21 protein-coding genes and 1 riboswitch are annotated in these 20757 nt (G+C 59.6%); of the genes, 2 read left to right on the top strand and 19 right to left on the bottom strand.

Going from position 1 to position 20757, the window contains the following annotated elements; all coding sequences use genetic code 11:
* Positions 1 to 235: 235 nt before the first annotated feature.
* The 11 genes from F4V43_RS19295 to F4V43_RS19345 all read right to left on the bottom strand — a co-directional run bounded on the left by F4V43_RS19295 (position 236) and on the right by F4V43_RS19345 (position 11246).
* Positions 236 to 1279, bottom strand: coding sequence for a glycosyltransferase family 4 protein (locus F4V43_RS19295; RefSeq protein WP_150459893.1), 1044 nt, complete (start codon positions 1277 to 1279; stop codon positions 236 to 238).
* Positions 1255 to 2004, bottom strand: coding sequence for a glycosyltransferase family 2 protein (locus F4V43_RS19300; RefSeq protein ID WP_150459894.1), 750 nt, complete (start codon positions 2002 to 2004; stop codon positions 1255 to 1257). Before F4V43_RS19300 ends, F4V43_RS19295 begins: the two co-directional genes overlap by 25 nt.
* On the bottom strand, positions 2001 to 2582 hold the full coding sequence (locus tag F4V43_RS19305) for a class I SAM-dependent methyltransferase (RefSeq protein WP_150459895.1): 582 nt from the start codon (positions 2580 to 2582) through the stop codon (positions 2001 to 2003). The genes F4V43_RS19300 and F4V43_RS19305 overlap by 4 nt, the downstream gene beginning before the upstream one ends.
* A gap of 47 nt (positions 2583 to 2629) precedes the next feature.
* On the bottom strand, positions 2630 to 3346 hold the full coding sequence (locus tag F4V43_RS19310; RefSeq protein WP_150459896.1) for a glycosyltransferase: 717 nt from the start codon (positions 3344 to 3346) through the stop codon (positions 2630 to 2632).
* Positions 3343 to 4368 (bottom strand): NAD-dependent epimerase/dehydratase family protein, encoded by a 1026-nt coding sequence (locus F4V43_RS19315; protein WP_150459897.1) that lies wholly within the window; start codon positions 4366 to 4368, stop codon positions 3343 to 3345. The genes F4V43_RS19310 and F4V43_RS19315 overlap by 4 nt, the downstream gene beginning before the upstream one ends.
* Positions 4365 to 5207 carry a dTDP-4-dehydrorhamnose reductase family protein gene (locus F4V43_RS19320; protein ID WP_150459898.1) on the bottom strand — a complete coding sequence of 281 codons (843 nt, stop codon included), beginning with the start codon at positions 5205 to 5207 and terminating at the stop codon, positions 4365 to 4367. Before F4V43_RS19320 ends, F4V43_RS19315 begins: the two co-directional genes overlap by 4 nt.
* Positions 5204 to 6190 (bottom strand): polysaccharide biosynthesis protein, encoded by a 987-nt coding sequence (locus F4V43_RS19325; RefSeq protein ID WP_150459899.1) that lies wholly within the window; start codon positions 6188 to 6190, stop codon positions 5204 to 5206. The genes F4V43_RS19320 and F4V43_RS19325 overlap by 4 nt, the downstream gene beginning before the upstream one ends.
* Positions 6180 to 7274 carry a non-hydrolyzing UDP-N-acetylglucosamine 2-epimerase gene (wecB, locus tag F4V43_RS19330; RefSeq protein ID WP_150459900.1) on the bottom strand — a complete coding sequence of 365 codons (1095 nt, stop codon included), beginning with the start codon at positions 7272 to 7274 and terminating at the stop codon, positions 6180 to 6182. The genes F4V43_RS19325 and wecB overlap by 11 nt, the downstream gene beginning before the upstream one ends.
* Positions 7275 to 7325: 51 nt before the next feature.
* Positions 7326 to 8894 (bottom strand): glycosyltransferase family 4 protein, encoded by a 1569-nt coding sequence (locus tag F4V43_RS19335; RefSeq protein ID WP_150459901.1) that lies wholly within the window; start codon positions 8892 to 8894, stop codon positions 7326 to 7328.
* Between the two features lie 76 nt (positions 8895 to 8970).
* Positions 8971 to 10107, bottom strand: a complete 1137-nt coding sequence (locus F4V43_RS19340) for a glycosyltransferase (protein WP_150459902.1) — start codon at positions 10105 to 10107, stop codon at positions 8971 to 8973.
* Between the two features lie 56 nt (positions 10108 to 10163).
* On the bottom strand, positions 10164 to 11246 hold the full coding sequence (locus F4V43_RS19345) for a glycosyltransferase (RefSeq protein ID WP_150459903.1): 1083 nt from the start codon (positions 11244 to 11246) through the stop codon (positions 10164 to 10166).
* Between the two features lie 169 nt (positions 11247 to 11415).
* Between F4V43_RS19345 and F4V43_RS19350 the strand changes: the two genes are divergently transcribed.
* On the top strand, positions 11416 to 12183 hold the full coding sequence (locus tag F4V43_RS19350; protein WP_150459904.1) for an AAA family ATPase: 768 nt from the start codon (positions 11416 to 11418) through the stop codon (positions 12181 to 12183).
* 101 nt (positions 12184 to 12284) lie between these two features.
* On the opposite strand, the gene F4V43_RS19355 is transcribed toward F4V43_RS19350, so the two are convergent.
* The 7 genes from F4V43_RS19355 to F4V43_RS19385 form a co-directional block, all read right to left on the bottom strand.
* Entirely contained in the window at positions 12285 to 14252 is a 1968-nt protein-coding gene (locus tag F4V43_RS19355) for an LTA synthase family protein (RefSeq protein ID WP_317983801.1), read from the bottom strand.
* A 147-nt stretch (positions 14253 to 14399) separates the two neighbouring features.
* On the bottom strand, positions 14400 to 15737 hold the full coding sequence (locus F4V43_RS19360) for a 5'-deoxyadenosine deaminase (RefSeq protein ID WP_150459905.1): 1338 nt from the start codon (positions 15735 to 15737) through the stop codon (positions 14400 to 14402).
* Between the two features lie 66 nt (positions 15738 to 15803).
* Positions 15804 to 15902: riboswitch (purine riboswitch) on the bottom strand.
* Positions 15903 to 16117: 215 nt separating this feature from the next.
* Entirely contained in the window at positions 16118 to 17602 is a 1485-nt protein-coding gene (locus F4V43_RS19365; RefSeq protein ID WP_150459906.1) for a DNA-binding protein, read from the bottom strand.
* 166 nt (positions 17603 to 17768) lie between these two features.
* The gene (locus tag F4V43_RS19370) at positions 17769 to 18200 is read right to left on the bottom strand and encodes a hypothetical protein (RefSeq protein ID WP_150459907.1); all 432 of its coding nucleotides are present in this window, start codon (positions 18198 to 18200) and stop codon (positions 17769 to 17771) included.
* A 9-nt stretch (positions 18201 to 18209) separates the two neighbouring features.
* Positions 18210 to 18518, bottom strand: a complete 309-nt coding sequence (locus tag F4V43_RS19375) for a hypothetical protein (protein WP_150459908.1) — start codon at positions 18516 to 18518, stop codon at positions 18210 to 18212.
* A complete protein-coding gene (locus F4V43_RS19380) occupies positions 18515 to 18868 on the bottom strand; it encodes a restriction endonuclease subunit S (RefSeq protein ID WP_150459909.1) in 354 nt (117 codons plus the stop codon). The genes F4V43_RS19375 and F4V43_RS19380 overlap by 4 nt, the downstream gene beginning before the upstream one ends.
* Positions 18869 to 18884: 16 nt before the next feature.
* Positions 18885 to 19172 carry a nucleoside-diphosphate sugar epimerase gene (locus tag F4V43_RS19385; RefSeq protein ID WP_150459910.1) on the bottom strand — a complete coding sequence of 96 codons (288 nt, stop codon included), beginning with the start codon at positions 19170 to 19172 and terminating at the stop codon, positions 18885 to 18887.
* 160 nt (positions 19173 to 19332) lie between these two features.
* Here F4V43_RS19385 and F4V43_RS19390 point away from each other — a divergent pair, with 160 nt between their 5' ends.
* Positions 19333 to 20163 (top strand): serine/threonine protein kinase, encoded by an 831-nt coding sequence (locus tag F4V43_RS19390; protein ID WP_150459911.1) that lies wholly within the window; start codon positions 19333 to 19335, stop codon positions 20161 to 20163.
* Between the two features lie 85 nt (positions 20164 to 20248).
* On the opposite strand, the gene F4V43_RS19395 is transcribed toward F4V43_RS19390, so the two are convergent.
* The coding region (locus tag F4V43_RS19395; RefSeq protein ID WP_150459912.1) for an IS3 family transposase at positions 20249 to 20757 on the bottom strand (509 nt) is incomplete at its 5' end.

The raw sequence follows: 20757 nt of genomic DNA on the forward strand, positions 1-20757 counted from the left end.
TAACCAGGGGGTTTTTCCAATGTCTATTCTAAGGGGTGCACTTCATCCTGGAACGGCCGTTTTTATTTTTTCCAAACAGATTACAATAACCGGTTCCGACAAACCTCATTGACTCGAAAAAACACCCTCAGGGTTGCCACCTGTCATAGGACAGGCCGCTTCTCCTAAGGGTGTCTTGGTTCTTCTCCCTGCAACGGGAGCAGTCTGCTAATATGGGATAAGGACCAACAGACCTTTACCTCCCAGAATCTTCTTCCAGCACTTGCAGCAAGCCCCGCTCGAACAAGTCTGCGCTCCGCTCCCAGGTGAAACGCCGGGAATCCCGCTCCCCTTTGGCGGCAAGCTCGCTGCGCAGCCCCGGCTGCTCCAGCAGACGAAGCACGTCGGCGCCAAGCCGTTCCTCATAGCGGTAGGACATGAGGCAGTTGCGCCGGGTATGGCTGTACTCCAGATTGCCGCCCGAGTAGACGCAGACCAGCGCAGCGCCGCACCGCATGGCCTCCAGTCCCGGCAAAGAACCGGAGTCGTACGTGCTCGCGCTCACGAAGATATGGCTCTCGTTGTAGTGATAGCAGAGCTCCCGGTCATCGGCAGGCGTCCTTACCGTGAAGCTCTCCTCCCTGCTGAGCGCTTGAAGTTCCGGAGACTCCGCCAGTTCCCCCGGAGGCATCATCAGCATGACCTCGGTGTCGGGCCGGGTATGCTTGATCCGTCGCAGTTCCCGGAGCAGATATTCCTGCTCCCGGTGTCCGGAGAATCCGCCCTCGGGCTTCCGGACGATAGCCGAAACGGTCAGCCGCCGTCCCGGCTGATCGCGCAGGCCCAGATTGGTGAAGAGACCGTCTACGCCTATGGGAACAATCCGTCCCTTGATGCCGTGGTGAAGCCGGACAATCTCCTGCTGCCAGCGGGAGAGCACGAATAAATGCGGCGTGGCATGGTAGGAAGCGAAGGACCGGGTATTGTCCGGCAGGAAGGCGGGCTCGTAGCAGAGAGCCAGCCGGGCGTGAACGCCTTTGCCGGCCGCAGCTGCGCTTTCCGCCAGCGGCACGGTGGTATAGAAATTGGAGACGATGAGATCCGCCTTGGGGAAATCCTCGGCCTTCAGCGCTCCGTCCGTGACCCAAATCGGGCTGGATACCGGATACTCCACCACTCCTTGAGGGGGCATGAGCAGAATCACCTCATGCCCTCTGTACGACAGACGGTTCGTAAGCTCAGCCAGCATGCGCTGGGCTCCGCCCCGGCACAGTGTCAGAACCGGAAAGACGATCCGCATGCGTATCCCTCCCTGCGCAGCAGCCGGCTTAAGGCCCGGCGGTATTTCTGCTGGATCATGCCGATTTCAGCGGCCTGCTCGCTTCCGTGCCGCTTCGAGCCCATTTCGGAATGCACCCGGTAATCCAGAAGCGGAACCGGGATGTACTCCCACTCGTAATGCGGCAGCACGCGGAGCCAGAGCTCGTAATCATGGGTATAGCGGAAGCGCTCGTCGAAGAGTCCGACTCTGCGGAAGAGCTCCATGTCCATCAGCACGCTGCTCCCATTGACCGGGCAGCCCTTCATCAGCGTGGCGATCAGTTCCTTCCGGTCGCGAAAAGAAAGGATGACCTCCCCTTCGGGAAGCCTGTTGCCGTTCCCGTCGATATAGGCGTATCCGGTGTGGCAGAAGCGCCGTCCCGAACGGTGCAAGGCGTCCAGCTGGGCCGCAATTTTGCCGGGATGGAACCGGTCATCCGAACTGAGCCAGGCAAAATAGGAGCCCTTGGCCTCTTCAATTCCGCGGTTCAGGGCGGCGGCGGTCCCGCCGTTGACACTTCTGCGGATATACCGGATCCGGTCCAGATAAGGAGCCAGCTGCTCCGTATGCCGCTCCGAGGCGTCATCCACAACCAGAATCTCGATTGGAGCATAGGTCTGCCCGAGCACGCTCTCCACCGCCTGAACCGCATACGGGCAGTTGTAGAATGGAATGACGACGGACACCAGAGGCATTTCGTTCATGTCAGCACCTCCCTGCTCGCCAGTATGGCATCCACCGGCGGATGCTCCGCTCCGAATGAATCGAGAAACGCCAGGTTGGAAGCCGTATGAAACCCCTTCAGCACGGTGACCTCGAAGCCGAGCCGAAGGAAATCCTCCACCTCCCAGCCGCTTCGGTGCTCCTGATAGATCTCCCCCTTCAGATGATAGTAATCCGTATTCGATTGGGGAAAATAACCTCTTGGCGTGAATACCACCACCCGGCTTCTTGCCAGAGCAGCCGCTGCCTCCAGGAGGCGCATGCCTTCCTCCTTCGGAAAATGCTCCAGCGAATCGACGAAGGTTACCGCCGAGAAGGTCCGGGGCAGAAACAATCTCCCGATATCCGCTGCATTCGCGTTAACCGGAATAATATGCGGGGCTTCAAACTGCCGGTTCTCCAGATAAGGGCGGTGAATCTCCAGCGCAATGACCAGAGAAGCCTGATAGCGTTCCAGCAGCACGCCCGTACCGCATCCGATATCCAATATGCTGTCGCAGAATTTCAGCTGTTCCAGAAAGAGGGGCAGAAAGTCTTGAACGACGATCTCCCGGTACATGACGCATCCCTCCTCGCTTGCCTGCAGCGGCTGCCCCGGGACCGCCCTCACCCGCCTATGGCAGCGACGAGCTGCCGCAGCGGATCGGCATAGCGCGCCGCCGTGGCGGCGGCCTCTGCCAGAATCGTATCGTAATGGCGCAGCGTGCCCATGCCGCTGTGACGCCGGTAGCCGGTCAGCGCCTGATTGAGCATGACGGGCGCGCATCCGCGGACGATGCATCGCAGCCACAGATCATAATCGTGGGTGAACGGAAGCGACTCATCGAAGCGTCCCACGGCGCCGAACAATTCCCGTCTCATCATGACCGTGCATCCGTTGATCGGATTGCCTTGAAGGAAGCAGCGCAGGTAATCGGCCGGATTCGAGAAGACGACGCTCGCGTTCATCTCCGTGCACTGGGAGTGCTCATTGATGTAGTGAAAATTCGTATAGGAGATCAGCAGGCCGTGCTGTTCCATGAACGCAGACTGGAATTTGAGCTTGTCGTGATAGAAGACATCGTCGGAGCTGAGCCAGGCGATATAGTCTCCGGAGGCCATCGAAATGCCGTGGTTAAGCGCGGACGCGGTGCCGCCGTTAGCTTTGCCCAAATAATGAATGCGGGATCGGTAGGGATCGATACGGTCCGCAAAAAGGGTGCTGCCGTCATCGACCACGATAATCTCGTAAGCCGGAAGAGATTGGGAGAGGGCGCTTTGCAGCGCCTCTCCGATATACGGACAATTGTAGAACGGGATAATAACGGATACCTTGGGGTTCATGGCTGCTCTTCCCTCCCGTTGTGTCGTTGAACCCATTGCCGCTGATAGTTAAGAAGATCCTCCAGCGATTGTTCCAGCGGAACCCGGGCCCCCCAGCCGAGACGGACGGCGGAAGCGGAGGAGTGTCCCGCAAATCCCGGGTCTTCTTCGGTCCCGGAAGGAGGGGGGCTGCCGGTGCGCGCTGCGCCGGAGACTTCTCCCGCTTCGCAGACGACCGGAACGTCAGCCTTCGAGAGTTTCAGCAGACCGTCCGCCATTTCCCCCAGCGTTCGTGATACGCCGCTGTCAATCCGGTAGACGGTGCCCGGCTCTCCCCCCTCCAGGATGGCGGCATAGGCACGGACGGCGTCGCGGACATCCAGGAAGTCCCGGCGCGCGCTGCGGGAAGAGATGGCAAACGCCGGCTGCGGACCTTCCGCCTCGCAGCGGGCGATATGGCCCGCCAGGAGCGAACAGAAACCGGTCGACGGACCCGGGCCGATCAGATTGCACGGTTCGGCCACCCAGACCCGCCGGTGGAAGAGATCGCCCCAGACCAGACAGGCCCACTGTTCCAGCGTCTTGCTGAGACTGTAGGGATGCGGCGGCCCCTCTCCCGATTCCGGCCGGACTTTGAGCCGGGACCCCGCTACGAGCAGACGGGTCTCCGGCAGGGATTCCAAGGCTTCCAGCAGATAGACGGCGGCCATGACGTTGCTCTCCAGATAGCCTGCGGGATCGCGCCACGATTCGGGAACCGAGTTGCGGCCCGCCAGATGAAGAATATAGTCCGGTCTGGAGCGCTCCAGCAGCAGCCGGACACCCGCACGGTTCTGCAGATCGCAGACGGCCACGGACGCCCCGGGCGGCATCGGCGGAAACGGCGGCAGGCCTCCGCTTCTCCGGGAAGCGGGCCGGCGAATGACGGCCGTTACCTCGGCGCCGAACGAAGCAAACAGCGCTGCGGCATGGCGGCCGCTGAAGCCGCCTGCGCCGGTAATCAGCACCCGCCGGCCCCGGAAGGACTCCTCCCCGCCGTTCATGCGTACCGCCGTCCGGAGTTCTTCATCCAGGCCGCCAGTTCCTCCAGCATCTCGGGGTAAGACGGCAGCTTGAAGACGGCATCCGGACGCGTCGCGGCCAGCGTCCGGTCCTGTACCGGCCCGTCGTCGGGAACGATGGAGATCTCTTTCAGCCCGAACGCCGCCTGCATCGCAAGCAGCAACTCATATTTGCTGAGCGGATGCGGATGCGCAAGATGGATCAGCCCGGATACGGGAGAGTCCAGCATGGTCTCCGCCGCCTTGGCCAGCTCCAGCGTGGTCACTCCGTTCCACAGAACCCGGCGGTAGCCCGGAACGTTGCCCCGCTGCGAGAGGAGCCAGCCCATCAGGCCGATGCCGCCCTGCCGGATCTCGGGCCCGATGATCGAGGTGCGGATGGTCAAATGTCCCGGTTCGCGGACTTCGCCCAATTTCTTGGTAACGGCATACGCCGAGGTTCCGTCCGGAATGTCGTCCTCAGTGTACGATCCCCGCGTGCCTTCAAATACACAGTCCGTGCTGATATGGATCAGCCGCGCTCCCGCCGCATCCGCCGCCCGCCGCAGCCGGTGGGGAAGGAAGCTGTTGATATGGTAGGCGTCAATCAGCCGCTGCTCGGCGCTCTGATTCAGGACGCCGAGCGCGTTGATGATGACCTGGGGAGCCACAAGCGAGACCGCGCGCTCGACCGCCGCCGTATCATCCGCATCGAGCAGCAGCCCTTCCGCATCCCCGCGGTCCCGGGTCGTGTAGAATACGCTGTACCGCCCCCGGCTCCGGAAATAATCGACCAGCATATGCCCCGCCATGCCGTTCCCGCCGAGAATGAGCAGCTTCATTGCAGGAATCCTCCCCGGATCAGAATGTCCCGGATTTCCTGCGGATTCATCAGATTGTTCTCGGAGCTGAAGCTGCTGAACGAGACCGGGGCGTAGCCGCTGTAACGGGCTTTGAGATGCGGCATATCCAGCGTCGGAAGAATGACCAGGTACTGGCTGTCGTAGACGACGGTCGTCTGGCTCTCGAAATCGCTCATCAGAATTTCATGGATCTTCTCGCCGGGACGGATACCCGTCTGGGTAATCTGCACATCCGGCTTGCCGGAGGCCTCGATCAGCACCTGGGCCAGATCGACGATCCGGCAGGTCGGCATCGTCATCACGAAGATTTCGCCGCCGACGCTGACCTCGGAGGCTTTGAACAGCAGGGAGATGGCGTCGCGGAGCGTCAGGAAGAAGCGGGTCATTTTGAAATCGGTAATGCGCACTTCGGATTTGTCCTGAATCTGCTTCTTGAACAGATGGATCACGCTGCCGTTCGTTCCCAGCACATTCCCGCCCCGCACCGTGACGAACTTCGTCTCCGAGCCGAGCAGGTTGGCGTACACGATCAGCTTCTCGCCGATCGCTTTGGTCATCCCGTAGAAGTTGGAGGGATTGGCCGCCTTGTCGGTAGAGATATAAATGACCTTCTTGACCTTGCCGGCCACGGCTGCCTCAATGACATTCTGGGTGCCGACGACATTCGTCTTGAGCGCTTCATAGGGCTGATCCTCGCATACCGGCACATGCTTCAGCGCCGCCAGGTGAAAGACATAGTCGACGCCCCGGCAAGCCATGGTCAACGCTTCGCGGTCCCGGATATCTCCGATGACGAAGCTCAGGCGGCTGTCCTCGAACTCCCGGCTCATCGCCACCTGGGCGGATTCGCTGCGCGAGAAGATAATAATTTCCTCCGGATTCTGCGGCAGCAACTGGCGGATCAGCTCATGCCCCCAGGAACCGGTGCCGCCGGTGACCAAAATCCTCTGATTATTGAACATGCAGGTTCCCTCCAAGCACAAATTTGACTACCTTCAAGGAGACATCCCGGTCCTTGTAGCCCTCCGGCGCTTCCCAGTCCCGGCTGACCGATGTCATAAGCCGGACGCAGCGGGCAATGGCTCCGGCTTCCACGCCGGAGACCACATTGCTCCCGCAGTCGACGGTCTCGGGCCGCTCGGTCGTCCGCCGGATGGTTACGGTCGGCACATTCATCAGGCAGCATTCCTCCTGAACCGTGCCGCTGTCGGTGATCGCGCAGCGGGCGTCCCGCTCCAGCGCCACGAAATCAAAGAAGCCGAACGGTTCATGAAATTCAACCAGCGGATGCATAGCAAGCGCCGGCTCCGCATCCAGCCGGGACCTCGTCCGGGGGTGAATGCTGCAGATCAGCCGGCGCCCCGACTCCTCGGCCACCCGGTTAAGTCCCTCCAGAATCTGCTTCAGGGATTCAGGGCGGTCGACGTTCTCCGCGCGGTGCGCGGTGACGAGATAATAGTCGTCGGCCTTCAGGCCCAGCCGGGCCAGCACATCGCTGCCGGCAATCTGCGGCGCATAATGCCGCATGACTTCATAGATCGGATTGCCGGTCAGCACAATCCGGCGGCTGGGATAACCCTCGGCGACCAGATGCTTCTTGCTCTGGGGCGTGTACGGCATGTTGATCGTCGAGACGGCGTCAATCACGCGCCGGTTCTTCTCCTCCGGCACCTCCAGGTCGTAGCAGCGGTTCCCCGCTTCCATGTGAAGCACCGGGATGCCCATCCGCTCGGCGAGAATTGCGCAGAGCGCGCTGTTCGTATCCCCGAGCAGCAGGACGCGGTCGGGCCGCTCCCGTTCGAGAATCGGCTCCAGTCCGCCGAACATGGCGGCCATCTGTCCGCCGAGTCCGGACTGCCGGTCCTGCAAGATGTAGTCCGGTTGGCGAAGTCCCAGTTCCGTGAAGAAGATACCGCTCAGCGAAGCGGCGAAGTTCTGGCCGGTGTGCACCAGAATATGACGGTCCGCATAGCGGTCAAGGAGCGGAATAATGACGCTCAAGCGGATGATCTCGGGCCGTGTGCCCAATATCGTCATTACTTTCATAGGTCACTCTCCTGCCATAATAGAAATCGGGCGCCCGGGCGCAGAAGTCCGCTAGACCGACGCCCGGGCGGAGCGCTTGCGGCTTCTGCGCTTGCGTCCGCCGCCGCTGCGCCGCCGCACCGCCGTCCGGGTCCGGCGGCTCTGGCGCCCGGCCTTGCGGCGGACCGCCCGGCTGCGGCGCCGCTTCCCGCGGCCCAGCTTGCCCCGGCGCAGCTTGCCCCGGCGCAGCCGGGCGCCGGAGCGATCGGCGCGGCGTCCGCTCCGGCGGAGCAGCGCCGGGCCCGGCCCGCTGCCCGCCGCCGGGCCCGGCCCGCTGCCCGCCGCCGGGTCCGGCGGCGGGAGCTCCGCTTCGGCGCCGGATGCCGCCGGCGCGTCTGGCGGCGGCGCGTCCGGCGCCCGGGCCGCTGGCGGCGGCAGCGTCGGCCCGGGCCCAGGCGCCCAGGCGGCGCGCCAGTCTGCCGCCAGCGCGGCTACGCGGGCACGGTGCGCGCCGGGGCCGTAAGCCGCTGTTACGCGGGCCTTGGCGTCGTCCGCGAGCGCGGCGGCGGCTCCGGGATCGGCGAGCAGCTGCAGCACGTTTCCGGCCAGCTCGCCGATGTGATCGCGGGCGGCGAGCCAGTCTTCCCGGCCGGCTGTGCGCAGAATCTCGCCGAGTCCTCCGCAGTCATAGGCGACCACAGGCTTGCCGGAAGCCAGACCCTCCAGCGCAGTCATCCCGAATCCTTCGCGGATCAGACTCGGCACGACGAGGATATCCACTGCGCAGTAGAACTCCGCCGGATGCTGTTCGTAGCCAATGAACCGGAATCGGCTGCGAAGCCCTTCGATTTTGACTTTGCGGAGGCAGCGCTTATAGTAGCTCGCCTCCCGCATGGCGCCCGCTACGATGAAGCGGGCATCCGGGCGTTGCTGCGCAACCAGTGCCGCCATATGCACGAAATGCTCGAGTCCTTTCTCCTGGGTCAGAAAGGAAGATGCATATCCGATCAGCGGCTGCTCCGGAGACACGGACCATTCCCGCCGACGTTCGCTCCGCAGCTTGCTCCGGATCGCTTCCGGCGCTTCGCCCGCACTCCAGGTCGGCGGCAGCATCGTCAGTTTCGCCTGGCGCACTTCGGGCGGGAACGGTGAAGCCGCTGTCTCCGAGATGGCAAGAATGCGGTCGCTGTACCGGTCGATCAACCCGGTGCTGATCTCCGCAAAGCCGCCTCCGCCCAGCGTCTCGGCAATCAGCCAGATTACCGGAATACCAAGCGCCCGTGCAGCCATGGCCGGAAGCGCATGGACGCAGGTATTGACGACGACCAGGGAAGGCTTCGCCGCACTCAGCCATTCCGTCAGCCGCTCGTAGCTTCGGTCGCTCCGCAGCCGCTCGGCATCCTGCTCCAGCCCCGGATACGGCGTATACATGCCGTACAGCAGCGGCAGAGGCAGCAGCTCCGTACGGATTCCGGCGAGGTGCGCCTGCCTCGTCAGAATTCCTTCCTGCGGCGCTGCCATAATGCAGTCGAACCCGGCCGCGAGTTCCCGGGCCAGGAGCAGCAACAGCTTCTCCGCCCCTGTAATGCTCGCCTGGTTGGATACATGGGAAAACAGGATAATCGTCGCTTTATCCGCCATGAATTCGAGCGGCGCCTCCGCCGTATGCTGCGGGCGGAGCGCCTTCACCTCCCCGTGATTGCAGAGCAGCCTCCGCTTACTCCCCGTATATAATCGTCAGCGCCTGATGGATCCGTTTCGTGTACGTATGGTCTCGCAACGTACGCTCCATTGCCTTGATAGCCATATTCCGGCGCTCTTCCTCATGCGTGAGGTAGAAGCGGATTTTGTCGAGCATTTCTTCGGGGCTTGCGAAGGTGTCGATCTCCTCGCCCGGTGTGTAGAAGGTCGCAATATCTTCGCGCGAATCGATCAGCTGCACCGTGCCGGTGGCCGCAATTTCAAAAGTTCGGGGATTCGGCGATGCTGCGGGAATCTGCAGCGTGTTGTTGTTGACCACATCGTCGATATGCGAACGGTGAACGTTCAGCACCACTTTTGACCCGCTGTAAGCGGCCGCCGTCTCCTGCGGAGACATCCATTTGCCGATCTCGATCCGCTCACCGTAGAGCGGGGCTTCGGGCAGACGGTCCCACCAGATGCCGTTGATGACGGTATTGAATTCCATAAGCTGCGGCATAATGCCCCGGAAGAAATGGACGCGATTCCAGTAGGCCGACCCGATGAAGCTGACGTCGCGCCGGATGGGCGAGCGGGTCAGCGTCGGCCGGTAATGCGGCCGGAATGCCGCGAACGGAAGATAGTGCACTTCCCGGCAGCCGAGCTGGCGGTAGAACTCGATGCAGTTGCGCTCCAGCGTGAACACATAGTCATAATGCGATACGATCTTCATCGTGAAATCCGTGTAATACGGATCGTCGGTCAGCCATATGGCCGTGCGAATGCCCGAAGCGCGCAGCGCGTCAACCTGCTCCAGCGGCAGATCCATGCCATCTAGCACAAATATCAGCTCCGGCCGTTCCCGGCCGGCCAGCTCAACGAGATTCTGCCGGACATCGGTCACCGTCACCCGGGTCGTGAGCGTCTGCAGCGCGGCCAGTACCGCTTCGTCAAGCGGCGAGTAGGGATAGCCTTTGCCCGAGGCGACATACATGACATGCAGGTCCCGAACCGGCAGCGGCTCTTCCGGCCGGCCGTCCAGAATGGCAAGCCTTCCGCGCAGATATCCTTCATCGTATCCGCTCTTGAAGCCGCTGAGCCGCCCCTGCAGCTTCGCTTCCTGGGCGGGGTCCAGCGGGAACGGGGGCACCGGCATAACATAGGTCTGGTTCATTCTTGATTCGCTCCTTTGGTCGGTCGTTGAGGTACGGCGGCCTTATGGCAGAGCCTTCAGCTCTGCAGAAGATCCAGAAGCTCCGGCAGCCTTGCCTTGAACGTATGGCGGCGAAGCGTGGTCCGCAGTCCCCGGAGGGCGAAGAGGCGCCGTTCTTTGTCATGGGTCAGGTAATACTCGATTTTACTCTGCAGTTCCTCGGCCGTACCGAAGGTCTCCAGATCATAGCCGGGCCGGTAGTAGCGGGTGAGATCCTCTCGAACATCAGTCAGCTGCATCGTGCCGCAAGCGCTGATCTCGTAGGTTCTCGGATTAATGGACAGAGAGGGAATCTGAAATGCGTTGCGGTTGTCCTGACCGCCTTCCCAGGGACGGTGGATGTTGATGACGAGCTTCGCCGAGCTGTAATAGTTGGCCGTCTCTTCGGGCGGGATGAAGCCGCTGTGAATACAGCCTGCCAGCTCGCCGTAGGTCTGCAGCCGTTCCCAGAAGCCCCCGGCGATAAAGGTCCTCTTGCTCCGGAGATAGGGCGCCAGCTTGTCGAACAGCTCCGTGCGATTGAAGAAGGCGTTGCCGATGAAGACGACATCGTACTCATAGCGGGGGGCAGTCCGTCTGGGATAGTACATTCCCGGATGGACGCCAAGGGGCAGATAATGGACATGATCGGCTCCGAGCGAGCGGTAGAAGTCCACGCAGCCCAGCTCGTGGGTGAATACATGATCATAGTGCCGGCAGATCACGGAGGTGTCTTCGGTAAAATAGGGATCATCAACGAACCAGATCGCGGTCCGGATTCCCCGGGACCGAATGGCATCCATCTGTTCCAGATGATCGGGCGGAAAAACATGCAGTCCGTTCATCACCAGCACAGCGTCGGGGGCGCTCTCTTCCGCAGCGGCAAGCATGCGCTCCGGAGGACTGACGATCAGTTCGGAGGTCAGCTCCCCCAGGGCAGCCATGACGCCCGCATCAATGGCATCAAAGCCCTGCGGCACATACATCAGACGGAGGGGCCGCCGCTCTCCCGGGGCTTCGGGATTCATCTGCCGGACGGCTTCGCACATTCCCTGGTGGTAGCCCGCCCGGTATCCGATTCGGTATTCGCGTGTTCGGCTTGGTTTCGGTTGTATTTTCAAGTCCTCACCCTGCTCTTGTGTGTTCTCCAGACCTTATCACAGTATGCGGAGACGGCTTTCGCCTCATAGACTGCTGTCCGCAGCTTCCAACAAATTGGCATTTGCCCCATAGGCTGGCGAACATTCAGGCGCGCTACTATAATAGGGGCGAGTCTTCTACGCGGAAAGGATGTTCTTGATGAATGCTTCATTGTTCCTGCGCCACGCCGAACTGCTGCGCGACCGGGTTCCTTCGTTTCAGTCCTATCCCTTCTCGCTGCCGGCGGTCCGGAGTCTGCAGCGCTTGACCTTTCACCGGCCCGTTACCTTTCTTGTCGGCGAGAACGGAAGCGGCAAATCCACTCTGCTGGAAGGCCTGGCGGCGGCCTGGGGCTTCAACCCCGAGGGCGGTACCCTGAACTTCAGCTTCGAGACCCGGGCGTCGCATTCTGCGCTGTACCGCCACCTCCGGCTGGCCAGGGGCGTTCACCGGCCGAAAGACGGATTCTTTCTCCGGGCCGAGAGCTATTACAATGTCGCCTCCTATATCGATCAGCTTGACGAAGAGCCGGAGGCCGGTCCATTGATCAGAACCGCCTTCGGCGGCAAGTCGCTGCATGAACAATCGCACGGTGAATCCTTCTTCGCCGCTTTTATGAACCGATTCCGCGGCACGGGCCTCTACCTGCTGGACGAGCCCGAGGCGGCGCTGTCGCCCATGCGCCAGATGACCCTGCTTGCCCGGATGCACCAACTGGTCGGCCGGCATTCCCAGTTCATCATCGCCACGCACTCGCCGATCCTTATGTCCTACCCCTATGCGGACATCTGCCTGCTGGACGAGGACGGTATCCGCAGCGTGCCTCTGGAGGAGACCGAGCATTTTGTCATTACGCGGGCCTTCATGAACGACCGGGAGGGCATGCTGCGGGAGCTGCTGTCCGAGCCGGAGGAGTAGCACTCTCAAGCGGGAATTCCCGGGGCCCGCTGCGTCCGCGCAGCACAAAAAAACCCCCACCGTGGTGGGGGTGCATGGAAGCGGCTGATCCCGCAAGCGGCCTACCGCTTCGGAAGCAGCTTCACATATTCGTCGGACAGCTTCATGAGCTTCAGAATATACCGGTAGTCGCTCTCGTAGGGAGTGAAATCCGCCACAGGCTTCAAAGTCTTCAACGAGACGGCTTCCCCGTCCGTGAAGCTTTTGCCGGGAATATAAAGAATCTCATTGTTGAAGAAAGATCCCGTCGGCATATAGTAGCGGGTCCCGATCACATTCTTCTCAATGTTCAGAAGGTCATGGCCGAAAGCGGTGAAGTTCTCCTCCCGGAGCGACACGCCGAGCAAATTGGCAAGGGTCGGAAGAATGTCCACCTGGCCGCCTGTCGTTGCTATGGTCTGGCCCTTCGCCATCCCCGGGGCATGGATGATGAACGGAATGTTGAACCGGCTGATGCGCGAATCATAAGGGATTCCAAGCGCCTCCTGCACCTGCTCCGGCGCCACATTTTGCGGCTGAAGGCCGAAATGGTCCCCGTAGAAGGCGATGACCGTATTCTCCCACAGTCCGTTCTTCTTGAGCCCGTCGATCAGGGTGCCGATGGCATAATCCGTGTAGTTAATTGCGGTCAGGTAATCGCCAAGCATGGTATCCTGAAGCTTCTCCGGAACCTCGATCTTGCGGAATGCTTTTGGAACGTCGAACGGATGATGGCTGGACACGGTCACGAACTGTGCATAGAATGGCTGCTTCTTGGCAGCCAGCTCCGACAGCTTCTCGACTCCCGTTACATAGAGCTGCTCATCGGATGCGCCGAAACGGCCGAAATGATCATCCTTGAAGAACGGCCGGTCAAAATAACCCGTGAATCCTACCGCCGCATACAAATCCTTGCGGTCCCAGAAGCCTACCCGGTTCACATGGAACGTGTACGCTTCGTATCCTTTGGATTCCAGAAGGCGCGGCAGACTGGGAATAGTCCGGTTGCCGAAGCCCGAAGACATCGCGAGCGAACCGATCGGATAAATCGACGTGTTGCTCATGAATTCGGCGTCCGATGTATTGCCGGGGCCGATCTGCTGGAACACCTGCGGGAAATAGAAGGATTCATCCGCCAGCTTGTTCAGATTGGGCGTCAGTTCCACCCCGTTCAGCTTCTGATGCAGCGGGAAGTTCTGAAAGGCCTCCATCTGGACGACGATCAGATTCTTGCCTTTCTGGGAGCCAAAGTAGGCAGGCGTCTGCCCGGCAGACGAGCCCGGCTTAGCTTCTCCGTATGGATAGGACGATTCGAGCTCTTTCCATTCCGCTATGGTGTCGTTAATATTGCCCGTGCCAACCAGGTTGTTCTCCTCGCGGGTTTTGAGAGCCGCGACGACTTCATAGTTTAGAAAGCCTGCGCTTTCGGCCTGAATCAGCTCGTTGGTAATGCCTTTGGAGTCCCGGATGAAATGGGCGGAGAGCAGTCCCCCGCCTACGACCGACACCGCTACGACAATCCGAAAAACGCCCCGGAGCCTCGGTCCCCGGCTTTCCTTCCCTCTCCATCCGGCGCTCTGCACCGCCGCTCCTCCCAGGCTTGCGGAGAAGTCCGGGCTATACCGCCCGCGCCGCGAACGGCGGAACAACGCCCGCACGATCAGCCAGATCAATCCGGCCGCCAGATCCGCCAGGAACAAGAAATCAACCGGCTGCACCGTCGATTCCACACTGTCTCTGACCTGGAAGACCTGATCCAGCTCCGAGAGGGCCAGATAGGTCGGAACCGAGCCGAAGTGGTTAAAATAAACGCTTGAAGCGAACAGAATGACCGACACCAGCGCATTCAGCGCCCAGAACGAGGCCGTCTTCCAGCGCCGCGGAACGATCAGCGCCAGCAATCCGAGCAGCAGCAGCACCGGCGCCAGATCTCCCGGCAGCATCGGCCAGAGAACCCGGTTATAGAACAGATCCCGAAGCAGCACCATCTTTAAGAGCAGCAGAGCGGCTACCGTATAGAACGACAGCCCGTTAATTTTTTGGCTTCTCACAACGACAATCTCCTTATAAATGTAAGTTAACGATTCGTCTAGTATAGCAAGAGGTCCTTGTAAATTCAAAAAGCCCCGCTGCCGCGGGGCTTCCGGACTGCTCGCCATTCTTTTCTTTCAATGGCGGTTTAACACTCTTTCCTCCGGTTATACCAAAGCCGTCTTCCCCACCAGCCGCCGGATACAGCGGTCGGCTTCGCGCAGCACCGTTCCTTTGTCAATCGTCTTCATCAGTCCGCGCTCCATGACCCACTCGCCTGCGATCATCGTGCTCTCCACGTCGGCCCGGGTGGCGGAATAGACAATCCGGGCAATGGGGTCCAGGTCGTAGGATGGAAAGGTATGAAAATTAACGAGATTCAAAATCGCCAGATCGGCTTTTTTGCCGACTTCCAGACTGCCGATTTCCCGCTCCATGCCGACCGCTCTGGCTCCCCCGATTGTCGCCATCCGGAACACCGAGCGGGCATCCATCGCCGTCGGACCATGCAGCGGCTTCTGGATAATCGCAGCCAGCCGCATTTCGCTGAACATATCCAGATTGTTGTTGCACGGGGCTCCGTCGGCGCCGAGGCTGAGCGACACGCCTTGATGCAGCAGCTCGTGGGTGGGCGATATCCCGGAGGCCATCTTCAGATTCGAGCCCGGGCAGTGGCTGACATGAACGCCCCGGTCATGCAGAATCCGCTTCTCTTCTTCATCCAGCCAGACGCAATGAGCCAGAATCAGACGGTCGTTCGCAAGACCGAGATGATCGAGGTAGACGATATTGCGCATCCCCGTCATGGCCTGCACAATTTCGATCTCGCCGCGGTTCTCGGAGGCATGGGTATGCACCTTGACGCCGTACCGGGCGGAGAGCGCCTGTACTTCCTTCAGCAGCGGCTCCGTACAGGAGACGACAAACCGCGGAGAAAAAGCATAACGGATGCGTCCCTCGGCGAATCCGTTCCATTTTTCGAGCAGATCTACGCTCTCCTGCAGCGAGGCCGCGGTCTCCTCCTGAAGCGCAAGAGGCACGTCGCTGCCCTTCTGGTCCATCATGACCTTTCCGGACAATGCCCGGATGCCGCTCTTCGCAATCGCCTGAAACGCAAAGTCCGTGTGGTGCACGGTCTCCATATCCACAATCGTCGTCGTTCCGCTCGAGATCAGCTCCCCGATGCCGAGCATGGCGGAATAGTAGAGCGATTCTTCGTCGTGCGCCGCCTCCAGAGGCCAGATCCGTCTGCGCAGCCAATCCATCAACTCCAGATCGTCGGCCCGCCCCCGAAAGAGCGTCTGGCACAGATGGATATGCGTCTGCACGAAGCCCGGAATGACCGTACGGTTCGTGGCGTCAATTATCGTCTCATCCACCAGCGGCAGCAGGTTCGGTCCGATCTCGGTAATCAGGTCCCCTACAACCCGAATATCCCCTGTAAAAATATCTTCCCCTGCGTTCATCGTGACGATCTCCGCATTCTTGATCAGATAGCTGCCCATGCCCGATTCCTCCCTTATGGATCGTCCCTTCTCTGCTCTGCCTGAACGCCAAAAAGGCTGCGACAACATGCCGGTGGCACATTTCGTAGCCGGAAATTTACGGTTCCCGGTAGAGACCCTTAAACCGATTATTAAGGATATACGAAAGGAAATATCACATCAACTATATGTTTTCCTTTATCATATGCGTCCGACTCTCCTGAAGTCAACAATTATGTTATATTAGTTAACACATACTTCTCCTATTTCTATTGAGGCAGCAAAAAAACACCCCCCGCATCTCAAGGATGCGAGGGGTGTCCGACTCCTCCGAGTTCTGCACTCAGGAGCCTTCGCCATTGGAGAACGGCTTAATCAGGCTGTCCTGCGTGGAAGCGCCGCTAAACGTTCCAAGCTGGACTGCGCCCGCCAGCAGACCAATGGCCAGTACTAGCTTCAGGTATTTGCGCATGTCCAATCACTCCTTTCATTAAATCTTGGTATATAGCCAACTGACCCTGACTGGCTTGTTCGCGGAACTGCTCGAACCAGGCCATACAGGTTATGGCAAGCGAGTGGTTGCTGCTGGGAAGGGCATAGGTCAAGGACTGAAGCGCATAGTCTATCGCAGTGTCGGAGCGGCCTTTGTATGCGTGATAGACGGCAAGCTCATAGCACAAGTGGGCTTGACGGTCACGGTTAAAGGTCGGCTGATAATAGGCGCTTCCCGGCGATGCCAAGCTGTCCGATAAATCATGGAGTCTCCGGTCAAAATGGTCCAGAACAGCATCCACATCGAATTGATAACGGTTCGCCGCGCCCATAATGGTAAGCAGGCTGGGGAGCCATTCCTGCGGGTGTCTGTCCAGGAAACGGACGTAATCGGGCAGACAGGCCGTATGACCCATCAGAATATATAAGTTGTACCGGTTCGCTTCGGCAAAAAGCTTGAATTTCTCTACTTCTCGCCATCCGGTCTCGTCCAGTTCAGGGAACCAGCCGAGATCTTCGTAACCGTCTATGTAAGCCAGCGATTCCTCGAATCTTCCCAGCCATTCCAGGGCATTGCCCTTGAGCAGATAACTCTGACCGTAATAGACCACCAGATGGCGCTCCGTCCGGAGCGGCTCGGCCGGCCGGCGGCTCTTGATTCCTGCCAGATGCTGCCGGTTCGCCATCATCGCTTTCATCAGCGCATGAAGCTCATCGGCATAGCCGATCACATCTTCCCATTGGTGAAGGTTGAAGCTGATGTTCGCCAGTTGAAGCAGCCCGTCCAGCTGATAGTTCTCGGGAACCCGCCGGCGGAACGGAGCATATTGCAGCGCAGCTTCCCGGTTCAACTGAAGATCGGAACCCAGCCGGGCCCGGAACCATTTGTACTGGCTGACCGCAAGCCGTTCGGAATGCTGCTTGATCTCATTCTCCGCCACACAGCGGTAGAAGGGGATGGATGCCTTTCTTCTTCCTTCCTCGAACAGGTTCTCCGCAAGCTCGAAGACCTCCACGGTATGGGAGGGCTCTTCCATGAGACGAGACAGCACGCTCTCAATCAGATCCTCGCGGTCCAGATCCACACAGCGGACCATGAAGGACTTGATACGCTTCCAGTGGCCGCCTCCCCCCTCAAAGCATTCCAGGGCGAACAGATCGTACAGCCAGCCTTCCGGCTGTCCCAGCGCTTCCGTCATCAGATCGACCTGACGAATGGAGAGCGGCTTCGGAGGATTGCGGTTAAAAGTAGCGCTGAATATTCCCCGGTTGATGGACGATCTCTGCGCAAGCTCTCCGAACCCGATTCCTTGCCGGGCCATCTCGGCTTCGATCATTTCCCGCAAATCCGGCGTTTCCAGCCCGGCTCCGGTATTGCTGTAAATTATCGTCACATCGTCCACCTCGCCATTCAGGGCCTCTTTCTATCTTCTATTATAGTAGGTTTTTTTTGACATGTCATCCCCTATATTTGTAAAACATACAAAAAAAGGACTGTCGAACGCCGTCTTCGGCTTGATCGAGCAGTCCCGGCGGCTGCGCAGCCGCGCGCCTCCTGTATTAAGAAAATTCGAGCTTATGTCCATCCTCGAAGCCTTTGGCAAAGCCGGCATCGAAGCCTATGTCATAGGCCTCCGAGTAACCCTGCTGAAAGGCATCGGCCGGCGGCGTTTCGGGAGGAACGCCCAGATCCGACGGCAGCGGCACTTCTACCGTTGAGGGGGCCGCTTCTGCAGCGGGCTCCGCCGGCGGTCCCGGAATGACCTCCACTGGCCGGATGCTGCGGGATATTCTCCGCCGCCGCAGCCGTTTTTTCCGCCGCAGCGCGGTTATTCTCCGGAGAGAGCCTTTCTTTCCCCGCCGCCGAATACGGGATCGGACCGCTCTCCCGGTTCCCTTGCGAATTTTACGAATCTTGCGGATTTTGCGAATTTTGGCTTTGCGGGATACCAGAGCCTTCCGGCTTCCAGCCGTTCCTCTCTTCTTCTTCATATGGAACCATCACTCCTTCTGTACGGTGCGCGGCTGCGGACGGGATATGCCCGCACCGCAGGAACGCTTCAGCCAGGGAGGCGCGGGAATGCCCGTTTTGACAGGCCCAAGCGAGATGCCCGACATCATTCGGCACATGGCACTCTGATACTCACTGAGAATACGGACATTGTCGCACAGTCTGCGGGCAGCGAGCGGGGATTCTCCGGCTACCTCTGCAACCGATTCCAGAATGGCGGCCAGCGCCGACTGGCTGCGGGCAATGGAGCGGATCATCTCCAGCTTGACCTCATGTTCGGACAGCCGCGCCGCGCTCATTTGTCCGTGTTCCCGAAATCGAATCCGCCGTCCATTCCGCTGAATCCGCCGCCCATGCCTTCCTCGCCGCCGTCCTCGCCGCCGGTATCGAGAACCGCCTTCAGATTGCTGCACAGACCATTCTCCAGCTTGGTCAGACTTTCGACCATCTCCACAATGGCTTCATGGAACGACAATGATTCCTTTAACTGCTCTTCGTGGGTGTCGAAGGCGCTGGAATGGATATGGTGATTCGCCCAATGACGGACTTTCTCCGCCTCTGCCGCTTTGGCCTCCAGAATCAACGCGATGTTGCCTTGGATGGCCGCCGTCGATTCCAGCATTCTTAAATATGCCTGTTCTCTGCTCATCACCCATGGCCTCCCGCTACTCTTCTTCCTGGCCGTTCAGTTCCTTGATAACCCGGCCGACCTGTTCGGCCATCGCTTCCTGTAAATCTGCGAATGCATTCAAATAGGCCGTAATGTTCTTGTTGACCTGACCCGCGCTCTCGATCAGTCCGGCAATATCGCCGAAGTCGGGCTCCGCATCCGGCAAATCGTGGACGATTCCCGAGAGGCGGACCGCCACATGGCGTTCGGCGTCCAGAATCCGGGCCATCTGCTCATGGGTGTGGGCCATATGCTGCAAAATGTTCGTAACGTGATTGTGCACCCTCAAGTCTCCTTTGCTCAAACGCCCTGCTACAGCTTATGCGGGCAGAGCCCGTTGGGTGAACGCCGCAGCGGGAACATTCCGAAGACCGGTTCTCCCGGGACGGAGCACGCGCTATAATCTTCAATGAAATCATGCGCCACGACAAGGGAGGAGACAGATGCTGAACCGCTTGAGAAGATTCGCCGCAGCCTGGAGAGATTACCGCCATCCTGCCGGCTCCTTGATCGGGGGACGGTTTCGCACAGAGCGTGTGCTGGGCATCGGCAGCTATGGAATTGTGCTGTATTGCCGGGACGAGAAAGAAGGAGGCGCCGTCGCCGTCAAAGTGGCCAAGCCGACTAAAGCCGACGCCGGCCGGCGGCTTCTGGCCCGGGAACGAGAGGTGTTGTCCGGGCTGGATCACCCTTTTATTCCGGCAATCCGGGCTTATGGGGAGAATCGCAGGGGTAGCTGGCTGGCGCTGGATTATATCGCAGGCCGCACGCTGGAAGACCTGATCTTCGCGGAGGGCCGCCGGTTCGGCGAACGGGAGTGTCTGGAATGGGCGCTTGAGCTCTTGGAGCGTGTATCCCATGTGCATGATCGGGGCTTCGTGCATCTGGACCTGCGCATCCCCAATGTCCTGCTTGAGGCAAACGGCCTTTATCTCATTGATTTCGGACTGGCCCGTCCCATCGGAGGAGGGTCGGGTCCGCTGTGGGAAGAGTACGATACGGAGGCCTTAGGAATGCCCCGCTCCCTGCGGCCGCCCGGCATTCAATCCGACCTGTGCGATATCGGGCATATGATGCTGTTCATGCTCTACTCCGCCTATGAACCGGAGCACGGAGCGCCCGAGCGGGTCTGGGAAGAAGAACTGGATCTGTCTTCATCCCTGCACGCTGTTCTGCACCGACTCCTCGGCAGCGGCAAGCCGTACGCGGGGACAGCCGATTGCATCGCCGAATTGACGGGCATATTGGCAGATTGCCGTACACCCGGACCCTAAGAGCGACTAAGAGGCGCCGTCCGGCCAAAGAACCCGCCAGGTACTAATGGTCAAGACCCCATTTAGTGGACATTGAAAAAAACACCTAGGTTGCAAGCTGGCGTCGGTACTCTACTGGCGTCAGTTTGTTTAATTTACGCTGTGGTCGTCTTCGGTTGTAAAACCGTATGTATTTCTCGATTCTTCTTTGTGCCTCAGCCATTTTTCGGATATCATAAGGATAGAGTCCTTCCGTTTTGAGATGCGAGAAGAAGCTCTCCATAGAGGCATTGTCTAGGCAATTGCCCCGGCGTGACATGCTGATTTGGGCCCCAACCTTTGGCAGCATGTCGTGGTAGGCATGAGACGTGTACTGGAATCCCTGGTCGCTGTGAACGACCAATCCGGTCACGTCTTTTTGCTTTGCAAAGGCTTTGGCAAAGGTCTGTAGAACCAGCTCATTGTCGTTACGTTCGCTCAGTTGGTAGGCAACAATCTCGTTGTTGAACAGATCTTTTATGGCTGAAAGATACAGCCAGCGTTCACCTACACGGTATTGGGTCACATCCGTTACCCATTTCTGGTTGGGTTTCGCTGCCGTAAAGTCTCGCTTCA

The organism is Paenibacillus spiritus (genome assembly GCF_008710135.1).
Classification (GTDB): Bacteria; Bacillota; Bacilli; order Paenibacillales; family Paenibacillaceae; genus Paenibacillus_AQ; species Paenibacillus_AQ glufosinatiresistens.

Bases quoted from the DNA above. Each gene is read 5' to 3' on its own strand.
- F4V43_RS19295 (WP_150459893.1), bottom strand. From the start codon at position 1,279: ATGCGGATCGTCTTTCCGGTTCTGACACTGTGCCGGGGCGGAGCCCAG.
- F4V43_RS19300 (WP_150459894.1), bottom strand. From the start codon at position 2,004: ATGAACGAAATGCCTCTGGTGTCCGTCGTCATTCCATTCTACAACTGC.
- F4V43_RS19305 (WP_150459895.1), bottom strand. From the start codon at position 2,582: ATGTACCGGGAGATCGTCGTTCAAGACTTTCTGCCCCTCTTTCTGGAA.
- F4V43_RS19310 (WP_150459896.1), bottom strand. From the start codon at position 3,346: ATGAACCCCAAGGTATCCGTTATTATCCCGTTCTACAATTGTCCGTAT.
- F4V43_RS19315 (WP_150459897.1), bottom strand. From the start codon at position 4,368: ATGAACGGCGGGGAGGAGTCCTTCCGGGGCCGGCGGGTGCTGATTACC.
- F4V43_RS19320 (WP_150459898.1), bottom strand. From the start codon at position 5,207: ATGAAGCTGCTCATTCTCGGCGGGAACGGCATGGCGGGGCATATGCTG.
- F4V43_RS19325 (WP_150459899.1), bottom strand. From the start codon at position 6,190: ATGTTCAATAATCAGAGGATTTTGGTCACCGGCGGCACCGGTTCCTGG.
- wecB (WP_150459900.1), bottom strand. From the start codon at position 7,274: ATGAAAGTAATGACGATATTGGGCACACGGCCCGAGATCATCCGCTTG.
- F4V43_RS19335 (WP_150459901.1), bottom strand. From the start codon at position 8,894: ATGGCGGATAAAGCGACGATTATCCTGTTTTCCCATGTATCCAACCAG.
- F4V43_RS19340 (WP_150459902.1), bottom strand. From the start codon at position 10,107: ATGAACCAGACCTATGTTATGCCGGTGCCCCCGTTCCCGCTGGACCCC.
- F4V43_RS19350 (WP_150459904.1), top strand. From the start codon at position 11,416: ATGTTCTTGATGAATGCTTCATTGTTCCTGCGCCACGCCGAACTGCTG.
- F4V43_RS19360 (WP_150459905.1), bottom strand. From the start codon at position 15,737: ATGGGCAGCTATCTGATCAAGAATGCGGAGATCGTCACGATGAACGCA.
- F4V43_RS19370 (WP_150459907.1), bottom strand. From the start codon at position 18,200: ATGAAGAAGAAGAGAGGAACGGCTGGAAGCCGGAAGGCTCTGGTATCC.
- F4V43_RS19375 (WP_150459908.1), bottom strand. From the start codon at position 18,518: ATGAGCGCGGCGCGGCTGTCCGAACATGAGGTCAAGCTGGAGATGATC.
- F4V43_RS19380 (WP_150459909.1), bottom strand. From the start codon at position 18,868: ATGAGCAGAGAACAGGCATATTTAAGAATGCTGGAATCGACGGCGGCC.
- F4V43_RS19390 (WP_150459911.1), top strand. From the start codon at position 19,333: ATGCTGAACCGCTTGAGAAGATTCGCCGCAGCCTGGAGAGATTACCGC.